The organism is Chryseobacterium gotjawalense, assembly GCF_030012525.1.
Classification (GTDB): Bacteria; Bacteroidota; Bacteroidia; order Flavobacteriales; family Weeksellaceae; genus Kaistella; species Kaistella gotjawalense.
This window is the reverse complement of sequence record NZ_CP124855.1, coordinates 1,463,052-1,475,736: the sequence shown is the minus strand read 5'-3', so window position 1 is coordinate 1,475,736 and position 12,685 is coordinate 1,463,052. Positions and strand designations below refer to the sequence as shown.

Below are 12,685 nucleotides of genomic sequence, written 5' to 3'. Positions count from 1 at the left end.
GAAGTGGTATGCAGAAGAATATCATTGTGAAAAGTGAAGTTCGTACTCATGTAAAAGAAATTATTTTGCAAAAAATTCAAAAGCTTGAAAATTTTATGGAGTTCACTTTGGAGGCAAGTCGTGAGGTGAAGAAAACTTCTAAATATGATTCCATTCGTGAAGAAATGCAGGAAGAAATTTATCAGATGCAAAAGCAAATGGCTTCATTAAAGGATTTGAAAAGGAATTTAGCTAAAATTTCAGATCATCCTTCAGAGAGAATTCAGCTGGGATCTATTGTTTTGACCAACAAAGCACGATTTTATATTTCGGTTTCTTTGGGAGAATTCTTCTTTGAAGGAGACCGGTTTTATGCGATTTCTGAAGAAAGCCCGATGGCGAAAATGATGTTCGGAAAACAGGTCGGAGATTCTTTTACGCTCAACAATATCAGTCAAGTCATCGAACAGGTCTGGTAATCTTTAATTAAAATTAATTTAACAAATCAATGGACAACTCAGAAATATTAAAAAACATTATAGAAAAAAGAAGAAGCATTTTCCCGAAATCCTATTCCACAGAGGAAATTGAGGACGGGGTTCTTGCTGAAATTGTGAATTCTGCGAATTTTGCGCCGAGTCATAAGCGAACAAAACCGTGGAGGTTAAAAGTTTTTCGAGGTGAGGAAAAAAATCAGTTGGGAGAAAAATTGGCAGAAATCTACAAACAGACCGCTAATCCTGAAACTTTTCTGGAAAAGAAGTATCTGGATATTTCTGACAAAGTGGCAAAGTCAAATGCGGTCATCACTATTTGTGTTAATTTCAGTGGATTAGTTCCGGAATGGGAAGAAATAGCTGCGACAGCGATGTCTGTTCAAAATATGTATCTTACCGCAACTGCCCACGAGGTTGGCTGTTACTGGAGTACGCCAGGAATGATTAATCACCTGAACGATTTTTTGGGCTTAGCTGAAAATCAGAAATGTATCGGTTTATTTTATTTAGGAAAAGTTTAATTCAATTGTAACGTTGGCTGTTTTTGAGTGACTTATAGTTAAACTAAGAAATTAATTATATGGAAACTTACGGTTATAATAATCCTCAATCTTCGCAAAACCCTAATAATTACCGTTCAGAGAAAAAATTGGCAGCCGGACTTTTAGGCTTACTGCTTAGTCCATTCGCAGCGAATAAATTTTTCCTGGGATATATGAAAGAAGGAATTATTCAGGTAATTTTAAATATCTGCACCTGTGGAATTGCAACGGTTATTCCCTTTATCGAAGGGATTATTTATCTTACCATGAGTGATGAACAGTTCGATAGGACTTATGTTCAAAATAAAAAGCCCTGGTTTTAAACCAAAAAAGAACTTCTGGTATTGAAGTTCTTTTTTGGTTGTATTTAAAATTTATTTACTGATTCAATAAAATCGCAGCTTCCTTCGCCGCATAGGTGAAAATCATATCTGCTCCGGCGCGTTTGATACAGGTTAAACTTTCGATGATTGCTTTATCATTATCCAACCAGCCATTTTGTGCGGCTGCTTTTAACATTGCATATTCTCCACTTACATTATATACTGCAATCGGTAAATCGATGGCCTCGCGAACTTTAGCAACAATGTCCAAATAGGGCATTCCCGGTTTGATCATGATGATATCCGCGCCCTCCGCAATATCTTTTAAAACTTCATCAATGGCTTCTCTGGAATTATGAAAATCCATTTGATACGTTTTTTTATCTTTCGGAATATCTTGATTGTCTACGGGCGCTGAATCTAAAGCACTTCTGAATGGGCCGTAAAATGAACTTGCATATTTTGCAGCGTAGCTTAAAATTCCCACATCGGTAAAACCGTTTTCTTCGAGACCTGTTCTTATTGCCGCAACTCTGCCGTCCATCATGTCGCTCGGTGCAATAATATCTGCTCCCGCTTCCGCACATGAAACCGACATTTTTACCAAAGATTCGTTGGTGGCATCGTTATCGATTTTTCCATTGGTGACAATTCCGTCGTGACCGTAGATTGAATAGGGATCCAAAGCAACATCGGGCATGATCACCATTTCAGGTACCGCATCTTTAATTGCTTTAATGGTATTTTGCATTAAACCGTTTGGATTCCATGACTCTTTTCCGGTGTTGTCTTTCAAATCCTCAGAAACTTTCATGTACAGATTCACAGCTTTAACACCAAGGGAAAATAATTCCTGACATTCCTTAACTGTAAGATCTAAGGTTCGCCTGAAAATTCCCGGCATGGAAGATATCGGTTCTTGTTTGTTAATGCCTTCCATTACAAAAATCGGCATTACAAAATCATTGGTCGTAAGGGTAGTTTCCTGAACTAACGCTCTGATAGCGGCATTTGTTCTTAATCTTCGGTTTCTAGAATAGATGATCATATTTTGGAATGGTATTTGATTTATTGACTGCAAATTTAAATATAGTTTTGCATAAAAGCTATTGTATTTCAAATAGAATTCCTTAGTTTTGTAAGGATATCATCAAAATAAAATTATTATAGGTGAAAAATTTATTGTTTTTAGTAATATTAGTCGGCAGTTTAACAGTTTTTCCGGGGAAATTTTCCGCTCAGTCTGTTGATCGGGTGTCGATGGTAACCAATCAGAAATCAGATGATGGTGTTATTGTCGCGTATCCTAATCCTGCTCGGGATTTTATTCTTGTAAAATCAAAAGATGCCTTTTTGAAAATAAAATCGGTTACTTTTTATTCTATCTTAGGAATGCAGGTAGCAGAATATCAGATCAATAAAAATTCTGAAGAGATTCGTTTAGATAAGCTTAGACCAGGCAAATACCTGATGAGATATGTCTTAAGTGACAATACTCAGAAAGTCACGCAAATCATAAAACAGTAAAATATCATCCTTGGAATTTCTTCAAGGATTTTTTTGTCGCTGATTTTATTGTATGAGGCAAATCTATAGCCCTTGATAAAAAATTCCTTAATTTTGCACCAATGGAAGCACGCGAAAAAATAGTAATTATTGGTGGTGGTTTTGCCGGACTTCAATTGGCCAAATCACTTAATAATAAAAGAAAAAAAGTGATGGTCATCGACAAAGTGAATCATCACATGTTTCAGCCGCTTTTCTACCAAGTTGCTTGCGGAAGAATTGAGCCCAGTAATATTTCTTTTCCGTTCAGGAAGATTTTTCAGCGCTCCCGCAATATTCAGTTCCGACTCACCGAAGTGCAGCGAATTATTCCTGAGCAAAATAAAATAGTGACCCAGGAAGCAGAATTCACTTATGATAAACTGGTGATTGCTTCAGGTTGCAAAACCAATTTCTTTGGTAATGATAAGATGGAGCATTTGACTTTCGGAATGAAAAATACCCAGGAAGCAATTGCGATCAGAAATCACGTGTTACTGACCTTTGAAAAATTAATTATCGAAAGAAAACGCAGCGATGACGGAAACTGGAATATCGTTATCGTAGGAAGCGGGCCCACAGGAGTAGAGTTGGCAGGTGCTTTTGCAGAAATGAAGAAAGATATTCTTCCCCGCGATTATCCTCACATGAATTTTGATGATCTGAAAATCATTTTAATAAGTTCTACAGAAATGCCACTGGGAGTGATGAGTGAAGAAGCCCAGGAAAAATCTGCCCAATATTTGAAAGAACTTGGAGTCGTTTTCCTGAAAGGTGAAATGGTGACAGATTATGATGGTGACAAAGTTTTTATGAAAAGTGGAAAAACAATTCCATCGAATAATGTAATTTGGGCCGCCGGAGTTACCGGTAATATTATTGATGGATTAAATCCGGATACCATCATCAGAAACAGATTCAAAACAGACCGCTATAACAGGATTCTTGGTTATGACAATATCTTCGCTATCGGAGATATCTCTTACATGGAAACACCGCTGTATCCGGCAGCTCATCCGCAGGTCGCCAATGTTGCGATTAACCAAGGGAAAAACCTGGCTAAAAACTTCCTTAGAAATTCTGAAAAAGATTGGCAACAATATGAATATAAAGATCAGGGAAGTTTAGCAACTATTGGCAAGCACCGCGCTGTGGTCGATTTACCGCATTTTAAATTCCAAGGTTTTTTTGCCTGGTATTTTTGGATGTTTTTGCACTTGATGCTTATTTTAAGTGTCCGAAATAAACTGGCGGTTTTCTTCAACTGGATGTGGAGTTATATTAATAGAGATTCATCATTAAGGCTAATAATTATTCCTAATAAAATGAACAATACGGAACAATGAGAATAGATATTATAAGTGTTTTACCGGAATTAATGGAAAGTCCTTTTCAGGCTTCAATTCTGAAAAGAGCAATGCAGAAAGGTTTGGCAGAAGTGCACTTTCATCAATTAAGAGACTGGAGCATCGGAAAACACAGGCAAATAGATGACGAACCTTATGGCGGTGGAGCCGGAATGGTGATGATGATTGAGCCCATCGATAAATGTATTTCGGAATTAAAAACCCAGAGAAATTACGATGAAATTATCTATCTTACACCTGATGGTGAGACTTTAACTCAAAAAATTGCCAATACACTTTCAATTAAAAACAATCTAATTTTCCTGTGTGGTCATTATAAAGGAATTGATCAGCGAGTCCGCGACCTGCATATTACAAAAGAGATTTCTATCGGCGACTATGTTCTTACCGGCGGCGAACTGGCAGCATGTGTTTTAGCAGATGCGGTCATTCGGTTATTACCCGGCGTTTTAAATGATGAACAGTCTGCATTAACCGACAGTTTTCAGGACAATCTACTCTCACCGCCGATCTACACAAGACCTTCTGAATACAAAGGATTGAAGGTTCCCGATATTTTGCTGAGCGGAAACTCAAAGAAAATTGAAGACTGGCACTATGAAGAAGCATTGAGAATAACGATTGAAAGGAGACCGGATATTCTAGATTAAATTAAACACAATCAATATTCTACGCTATATATAATGATAAAAAAAGCAGTTAATTTTTAGGATGGACAGTAAAGATGAAAAGGAACTGATTGCTTTCTACAATGTCGAAAATTTATTTTGTCCGGACATTCCACGCGTTCATAAATTAGATCCTACAGCATCGGGACTGCAAAATTGGGACGAAAGAAAATACCGGAACAAACTTTCTAAAATTGCGCAGGTTTTTCAGCTGATATCGGAAAGTGAAAATTCTTTGCCCATGTTAATTGGCATATCCGAAGTTCAGGGGAAAAAGCCGTTAGAAGAATTGGTGAAATTAGATCCGTTTAATTCCAGTTACGGAATCGTGCATTACGAATCAATGGACGAAAGAGGAGTAGATGTGGCGCTTTTATATGATAAAAGTAAAATCGAAATTATCTCTTCCGAACCTATTTCCTATCTTTTTGCTGTAGAAAATAAAAAGTCACAATATTATGATACGACCAGAGATGTTTTGTTTTGCAAAGTGAAATATTTGCAAGTTATCATGAATATCTTTGTTCTTCATCTTCCATCAAAAAGAGAAAAAGATATTAATAAACCCAAGCGGGAATATATTCTTAAAGATCTGAACGAAAAAATTTCAAAATTAATTTCAGGCACTCAAGAAGCCGTAATTATCTGCGGTGATTTCAACGAAAATCCCGATGAGGAAATGATAAAGAATTTTATTTATGACAGGAACTTCAATAAAATTTTAGTGAACCCGTCGGCAGAACTTTTCCAAAATGAAAAATTTTCTACATTTCATTATAAAAATGGCTTACTTTTTGACCAAATGATTTTGTCCGATGATTTTTTTAATTCCAATTATCCGCTTCTATTTAAAGATGCAAAAGTTTTCAATCACGACAAATTGAGTAATTGGGGTAACAAATTTGTAGGACGGCCTTTTAGAACATTCGCTGGTTCAAGATACTTAGGAGGATATAGCGATCATTTTCCTGTCTTGACTGTATTAGGGAAAAACCAGTAAAAGTCTATTGAATAAAATTTAAACCGAAAAATTCTTTAAAATGAAAAATGCAATTAATGCCGAATATCATTTAGATAAGATCGATAAAGATATTATCTATATGTTGATGGATAATGCGAAAACATCTCTTGCTCATATTTCAAAAAACGTAGGAATCTCTACTACAGCAGTCCACCAACGGATAAAAAAACTAGAACAGGCGGGAGTGATAGAGAATTCTATCTCTTTTCTTAATCCCCGAAAAATAGGATTCAAGGTGGTGTCTTTTATTGGTGTCTTTTTAGAGCAACCCAGCCATTATCACGACGCAATCAAAGCACTTAATGAAATTAATGAAGTCGTAGAAGCGCATTATACCACAGGAAATTACACGATATTTCTTAAAGTTTTATGCAGAGACAATGATCACTTGATGGAAATTCTTAATAAGATTCAAAAATTAAAAGGAGTTACCAGAACAGAAACTTTTATCTCCTTAGAGCAAAGTATCAGCAGACAGCTTAAAGTATAAAAAACAATTTGTTAATCATAAAAAGTACACTTCCTGGAAGGTGTATTTTTTTTTGGCCTCCTCTTTTTTCAAAAACCATAACATCCATTTGCAGATAATTGGCTAATTTTACATTCTATAATTAATGCAATTTTATTTTCTAATATAACATCATCATTTATGCAAAAGACATTAGAAAAAAAACAGACAGTTTCTATGCAAAATCAGAATGAAGTGCGAAACGAAGGTTTATCTTTCAATACCAAATATTTCGATACCATCAATATCAACAGGAGCGCCATCGAAAGACGCGTTTCAACTCTGGGAGGAAGAAGAAGCGTGAAGAAAGAATTTCAGGCAGCCTGGCTTTTAAAGTCAATCTCCATGATTGATTTGACCACGCTTGCCGGAGACGATACCCGCGGAAACGTAATGCGGATGTGCGAAAAAGCCAAAAATCCCGTTCGCGAAGATTTGCTGGTGAAGCTGGGAATGCAGGATGCAAATTTAACGACAGGAGCCGTTTGTGTTTATCACAACTTAATTCCGTTCGCGAAAGAAGCATTGAAAGGAACCTCGATTCCAATCGCTGCCGTTTCTACCGGTTTCCCGGCAGGTAAAATTTCCCTCGAAGATAAAATTACAGAAATCAAAAAATCGGTCGCAGCCGGAGCAACAGAAATCGATATCGTTATTTCCAGGGATTTGGTCCTGGAATCAAAATGGAAAGAACTTTACGACGAAATCAAACTTTGCCGTGCAGCTTGCGGAGACGCACACATGAAGACGATTTTGGCAACAGGCGAAATTCCTACTTACACCAAAGTGGCTAAAGCATCTTGGGTCGCCATGATGGCAGGATCAGATTTTATAAAAACCTCTACCGGAAAAGAATCCGTAAATGCAACTTTAGCAGTGAGTTTGGTCATGATCCGGTGCATCCGCGATTATTATGAATTAACCGGCGTGAAAGTAGGCTACAAACCTGCCGGAGGAATTCAAAAAGCCAAACAGGCACTCGATTATTTAATTTTAATCAAAGAGGAATTAGGAAACGAGTGGTTAAATCCGCACCTGTTCAGATTCGGCGCAAGTTCCCTGTTAGCAGATATCGAGCGACAATTAGAGCATTACGTCACCGGAAGATACAGCGCAGGATTCAGACATCCGATGGCGTAGCGTAGTTGTATTACCGAGCGAAGTCGAATTAGGGCGCCTTTTTCCGCCCTCCGTTCCCGCTTTTTTGCTCCACTTCGTTCCACAAAAAGAGCTCCACTCAGGTCGGGGCGCAGGTGGTAACCTAATATAAAGAAAGATTTTAAAAACAAAACACTTAGATTTTCAACAGAATACAAATCCAACATTGCTATTTTGTTCCACTGAAAAAATAAACTATTGTGACTTTTGTAGTTTAAATTACTGCACCGTCACATCACCAAATCAACACATTTTCAAATCAACATAATGGAAATCAAAGAAATATACAACACCATGGTTTACGGTCCAGCTCCAGAAAGCGCAGCTTCTGCTGTGGAATTTTTAGAAAATCATAACAGAAATTTCGACTTATTTATTGGCGGAGAATGGGTAAAACCGCATTCCAAAAAACACATGGATTCAAACAATCCTTCCAATAAAGAATTTTTAGCCAAGATTGCCGAAGCTGACGAAACCGATGTTGACAAAGCCGTGATGGCAGCCAACAGTGCACTTGCAGACTGGGTAGCAATCGGCGGATTCGAACGTGCAAAATATTTGTACGCCATTGCAAGACAGATTCAAAAACATTCTCGACTGTTTGCGGTTCTTGAAACATTAGACAACGGAAAACCAATTCGTGAAACCCGTGATATCGATATTCCAATTGTAGCCAGACATTTTTACCATCACGCAGGCTGGGCAAAATTGATGGATACCGAATTCCGGGATTATCAGGAAATAGGCGTGGTGGGACAGATTATTCCCTGGAACTTCCCTTTAATGATGCTTTCCTGGAAAGTTGCTCCGGCTTTGGCTATGGGAAATACCATCGTTTTGAAACCTGCAGAATATACCTCTTTAACCGCTTTGCTTTTTGCGGAAATCTGTGAGAAAGTCGGACTTCCAAAAGGAGTTGTAAATATAGTCACCGGAAAAGGAACTGTTGCCGGAACTGCTTTAGTCAATCATAAAGACATTCAGAAAGTTGCCTTCACAGGTTCAACCAAAGTGGGCAAAATATTAAGAACAAATATCGCCGGAACAGGTAAGAAAATATCTCTTGAATTGGGTGGTAAATCACCATTCATCGTTTTCGAAGATGCAGATTTGGATTCTGCGGTAGAAGGAATTGTAGATGCAATCTGGTTCAATCAGGGACAGGTTTGTTGCGCCGGTTCAAGACTTTTAATCCAGGAATCTGTTGCAGAAAAATTCTACAAAAAACTGCGTGCAAGAATGGAGACACTGCGTATCGGCGATCCAATGGACAAAACAGTTGATATGGGCGCCATCGTAGATCCTGTTCAACTGAAAACCATCAAGGATATGGTGAAAATCGGGATCGAAGAAGGTTGTACTGTTTACCAGCTCAAAAACGCAGTTCCAGAAAACGGCTGGTTTTATCCGCCAACTTTATTTACTGATGTGCCAACAAGTGCTGTGATTGCTCAGGAAGAAATCTTCGGACCGGTTTTAGTCGCGATGACTTTCCGTTCTCATTCAGAAGCAGTGGCTTTGGCGAATAATACGAGATATGGTTTGGCATCAAGCGTTTGGACAGAAAATATTAATTTGGCTTTAGATATTGCACCGAAAATTAAAGCAGGAAGCGTTTGGATCAACTGTACCAATCAGTTTGATGCCGCTGCTGGATTTGGTGGGTACAGAGAATCCGGTTTCGGTAGAGAAGGGGGAAAGGAAGGTTTATATGAATATATGAAACCAAGAGTTGAAGCCGAATTTACTTCAAAACCAAATTTGCCCAAAACTGAAAAACCGAAAGAGGATAAAAAAGCAAAAAATACTTTAGCAGAAATCGACCGGACCACCAAAATGTATATCGGTGGAAAACAGGCGCGCCCAGATGGAGGTTACAGCACAGAAATCAAAAATGCTTTCGGCGAATATATTGGTGAAGTTTCAGAAGGAAACAGAAAAGATATCAGAAATGCTGTAGAAGCAGCGCACGCAGAAAAGTCGTGGGGCGGAATGACCGGTCACGCCAGAGCGCAGGTTCTTTATTATATCGCCGAAAATTTAGCCATCCGTTCAGAAGAATTTGCGGAAAGAATTGTGGAGATGACTAACCAATCTTTAGAATCTGCACAAGATGAGGTTGAGAAATCAATTGAAAGAATTTATACTTACGCTGCTTATGCCGATAAATACGATGGAGCAGCACATTCTACCGTTCAAAGAATGGTGACTTTAGCAATGCCCGAAGCAATTGGCGTAATGGCGATTATCTGTCCGGAAGAAAATCCATTGTTAGGATTTATTTCTACGGTAATTCCTGCCATTGCGATGGGAAATAGAGTAGTGGTAGTTCCATCTGAAAAACATCCTTTTTCGGCAACCGATTTCTATCAGATCTTAGAAACTTCAGATGTTCCTGCTGGAACGGTAAATATCGTAACAGGACCAAAAGAAGAACTTGCCAACGAACTCGCCAAACATTATAATGTTGAAGGAATTTGGTATTTCGGAACTGCTGAAGGAAGCAAGAATATCGAATTATTATCGACTGATTCCATGAAACGTTCCTGGGTGAATTTCGGTAAATACAGAAACTGGTTGAATCCAAAACATGGCGAAGGTCAGGAGTTTTTGAGACATGCTACAGAAATTAAAAACATCTGGATTCCGTATGGAGCATAAAGCTTACAAAAAGCCACGAAACCACGAAATTTTTCGTGGTTTTTTTATTTGAAAGAAATCTGTGCAATCTGCAAACGGTACTTCACCAATTAAAATTAAAATATTCACCATTAAAATTAGTGAAGGAATTAAGGTCATTAAGATTTCTTTCGGAAATTGTGTTGTGGAAATTAATCTTTCCTTTATGTGATTTTTGTGGTTTAAGAAAATTTGCAAAAAATTAAGCTTGAACGTTAAATCGGAAAATTTTAAATCAATATTAATTTCTGAAATCTCCCATATCCAATTTCAAAGAAAAGAAATTAGAATAGAAGTTAGAGCCACCGATTCCAGAATTAGTAATGGCATAATCTAAAGTTAAACCGTGATATTTAATTCCGATCCCAGCACTGGGCTGAAAGGAAACTTTTCTTTTTAGATTTTCAATATCGGTTACCGTCTGAAATCTGTTTAAGCCAACTCTCACAAAAATCATGTCCTGAAATTTAAGTTCGGCTCCCGCATAAGGCGTAATACTTGCAAAATCGGTCGAAATAACCGCTGCCGTTTTGGCAAAATCAACATTGATTCCAACTTCCGGCATGAGTTCCAAATCCCGGTTGATTTCGAAATTTCTGCTCATTCCTAAATTTAATTTAGGCATGGTTAATTCCATCTTGTCTTTTGGTGCGGGATTAAATTCTTCACCGTTCACCACGGCCGAAAGTTCTTTTTGATTGATGGTCCAGAAGTTGACGGTCGTTGTAATATCTTTCATTACAGCACCATAATTCCAGCCGATATCGGAATGATAAACCGCTCCTAAATCAAATCCAAAACCATAGCCACTTGCAAATTTTCCCACATTTCTGTAAACTAGTTTTGCATTAACACCGACATCTATTTTCTGATTCCCGCCCGGGTGAAAGGCATAAGAAAGTAACGCCGCATAATCGGACTGTGAAAAACTGGTGATTTTATCGTAATCGATATTTCCTTCAGGATCAATCAGTTGGGTAGTGTTCAGGATGTTGTCAACTCCGAGTCGGACGATGGAAATTGCAAAAACTCCTCCATTGTTATCTAAAGGTTTTGCATAAGCGATATAGTCGTATTTAGCAATGGATTCAAAATATTCAGCGTGCATTGCTGCTCCCTGCCAATCACGGTCAACACCGGTTAAACCTGCCGGATTCCACATTGGCGAATAGACATCGTTTTGATTAGAAATTACAGCGCCACCCATGGCCAGGCCTCTCGCACCAGCACCGATGTTGAGAAATTCGTTTGAATATTTTCGCACAATTTGAGCTTCAGAAAAAACTCCTGAAGTAACTAAAGCGGCAAAGAATAATTTTCTCATCAATTCTGTACTTTTTTTACAGCTGTCTTTTTTCTTGATTTCAAAATTCCATTGACAATAATTGCCAAAATCATAATTAAAGAAGCACCGTAAAATATGGGGCTCATTTCCTCAGATTCTCCAAAGATAAAAAACGCAAGGATAATCCCGTAAACAGGCTCCAGATTTACTGTTAAAATTAAGGTAAACGGCGAGATGTATTTCATTAAATTCACGGATTCCAACATTGGGAAAGCGGTGAAAACACTTGCTAATATGATAACTAACGTCAAATCATGGGTGCTTATTTCATTAAGGTGAAAAATCTGCCCCGTCAATAGAAAAAATGCGGTTAGAATGAGGAATCCCGAAAATATTTCATAGAAAATAATGTTACCCGAACTGGTTTTGCCAAAGATCTTTCCATTAAAAACAGAAAATATGGTTCCGAAAAGAGCGGTAAGAATTCCATAGAAAATTCCTTCTTTATACTGAAATTCAGTCTTGAAAATGAGGCTCATACAAATCACGATCACCACTCCCATGATCACCTCTGAAATATCGATCTTCCTTTTAAAAATAATAGGTTCTAAAATGGAAGCAAACAAGGTGGAAAGCGATAAACAGCTCAGCGCAATGGAAACATTTGAAACCTTGATCGCGTAGAAAAAACAGAGCCAGTGAAAGGCCATGAATCCTCCAATTACCGAAAGTTGAATGAAAAGTTTTTTAGAAATTTTGATGCTTTCTTTTTTGAAAAAGCGGATGAAAATAAATAAAAATAACGCTGCAAAAAGCATGCGGTAAAAAGTCAGCACTTGAGCATTGGCGGAAATGAGTTTTCCTAAAATGGCAGTAAATCCCCAAAGAAATACAATCATGTGAAGGCGAAAAAGCGCAGAATTTTTTACCACTGTTTTAAAATTTTAACTTTTGCAAATCTACAAATCCAATTTAGATAATAAGAACAATAACCTCTTCATTTAGTGAAAAAAACCCTGAAAATTTAACAACTTTCAGGGTTCTTCAAATAATAAACTACTAAAAAAAATAAATGAGGAATAATTCCCAGCATGTGTAACGGGATTTTGGTTC

At 37.6% G+C, this 12,685-nt stretch carries 13 protein-coding genes; 10 read left to right on the top strand and 3 right to left on the bottom strand.

The window, feature by feature from the left end; translation table 11 throughout:
- Nucleotides 1–8: 8 nt before the first annotated feature.
- The 3 genes from QGN23_RS06815 to QGN23_RS06805 are packed head-to-tail and all read left to right on the top strand — an operon-like array spanning nucleotide 9 to nucleotide 1,341.
- Nucleotides 9–458 (top strand): hypothetical protein, encoded by a 450-nt coding sequence (locus QGN23_RS06815; protein WP_282906242.1) that lies wholly within the window; start codon nucleotides 9–11, stop codon nucleotides 456–458.
- A gap of 29 nt (nucleotides 459–487) precedes the next feature.
- Nucleotides 488–997 carry a nitroreductase family protein gene (locus tag QGN23_RS06810; protein WP_282906241.1) on the top strand — a complete coding sequence of 170 codons (510 nt, stop codon included), beginning with the start codon at nucleotides 488–490 and terminating at the stop codon, nucleotides 995–997.
- A 59-nt stretch (nucleotides 998–1,056) separates the two neighbouring features.
- On the top strand, nucleotides 1,057–1,341 hold the full coding sequence (locus QGN23_RS06805) for a TM2 domain-containing protein (protein ID WP_282906240.1): 285 nt from the start codon (nucleotides 1,057–1,059) through the stop codon (nucleotides 1,339–1,341).
- A 55-nt stretch (nucleotides 1,342–1,396) separates the two neighbouring features.
- On the opposite strand, the gene hemB is transcribed toward QGN23_RS06805, so the two are convergent.
- Nucleotides 1,397–2,389: a porphobilinogen synthase gene (gene hemB / locus QGN23_RS06800; protein WP_282906239.1), complete on the bottom strand. Its 993-nt coding sequence runs from the start codon at nucleotides 2,387–2,389 to the stop codon at nucleotides 1,397–1,399.
- 122 nt (nucleotides 2,390–2,511) lie between these two features.
- On the opposite strand from hemB, the gene QGN23_RS06795 reads away from it, so the two are divergent.
- The 7 genes from QGN23_RS06795 to QGN23_RS06765 all read left to right on the top strand — a co-directional run bounded on the left by QGN23_RS06795 (nucleotide 2,512) and on the right by QGN23_RS06765 (nucleotide 10,269).
- Nucleotides 2,512–2,868 carry a T9SS type A sorting domain-containing protein gene (locus QGN23_RS06795; RefSeq protein ID WP_282906238.1) on the top strand — a complete coding sequence of 119 codons (357 nt, stop codon included), beginning with the start codon at nucleotides 2,512–2,514 and terminating at the stop codon, nucleotides 2,866–2,868.
- Between the two features lie 101 nt (nucleotides 2,869–2,969).
- The gene (locus QGN23_RS06790) at nucleotides 2,970–4,232 is read left to right on the top strand and encodes an NAD(P)/FAD-dependent oxidoreductase (protein WP_282906237.1); all 1,263 of its coding nucleotides are present in this window, start codon (nucleotides 2,970–2,972) and stop codon (nucleotides 4,230–4,232) included.
- Nucleotides 4,229–4,903, top strand: coding sequence for a tRNA (guanosine(37)-N1)-methyltransferase TrmD (trmD, locus tag QGN23_RS06785; RefSeq protein WP_282906236.1), 675 nt, complete (start codon nucleotides 4,229–4,231; stop codon nucleotides 4,901–4,903). Before QGN23_RS06790 ends, trmD begins: the two co-directional genes overlap by 4 nt.
- 61 nt (nucleotides 4,904–4,964) lie before the next feature.
- A complete protein-coding gene (locus QGN23_RS06780) occupies nucleotides 4,965–5,921 on the top strand; it encodes an endonuclease/exonuclease/phosphatase family protein (protein ID WP_282906235.1) in 957 nt (318 codons plus the stop codon).
- Between the two features lie 40 nt (nucleotides 5,922–5,961).
- The gene (locus QGN23_RS06775) at nucleotides 5,962–6,432 is read left to right on the top strand and encodes an Lrp/AsnC ligand binding domain-containing protein (protein WP_282906234.1); all 471 of its coding nucleotides are present in this window, start codon (nucleotides 5,962–5,964) and stop codon (nucleotides 6,430–6,432) included.
- A 159-nt stretch (nucleotides 6,433–6,591) separates the two neighbouring features.
- Nucleotides 6,592–7,590 carry a deoxyribose-phosphate aldolase gene (gene deoC, locus QGN23_RS06770; protein WP_282906233.1) on the top strand — a complete coding sequence of 333 codons (999 nt, stop codon included), beginning with the start codon at nucleotides 6,592–6,594 and terminating at the stop codon, nucleotides 7,588–7,590.
- Nucleotides 7,591–7,875: 285 nt separating this feature from the next.
- Nucleotides 7,876–10,269 (top strand): aldehyde dehydrogenase family protein, encoded by a 2,394-nt coding sequence (locus QGN23_RS06765; protein ID WP_282906232.1) that lies wholly within the window; start codon nucleotides 7,876–7,878, stop codon nucleotides 10,267–10,269.
- A gap of 259 nt (nucleotides 10,270–10,528) precedes the next feature.
- Here QGN23_RS06765 and QGN23_RS06760 read toward each other — a convergent pair whose 3' ends face one another.
- Entirely contained in the window at nucleotides 10,529–11,611 is a 1,083-nt protein-coding gene (locus QGN23_RS06760; protein ID WP_282906231.1) for a putative type IX sorting system protein PorV2, read from the bottom strand.
- Nucleotides 11,611–12,471: a DMT family transporter gene (locus QGN23_RS06755; protein ID WP_282906374.1), complete on the bottom strand. Its 861-nt coding sequence runs from the start codon at nucleotides 12,469–12,471 to the stop codon at nucleotides 11,611–11,613. Before QGN23_RS06755 ends, QGN23_RS06760 begins: the two co-directional genes overlap by 1 nt.
- Nucleotides 12,472–12,685 lie beyond the last annotated feature (214 nt).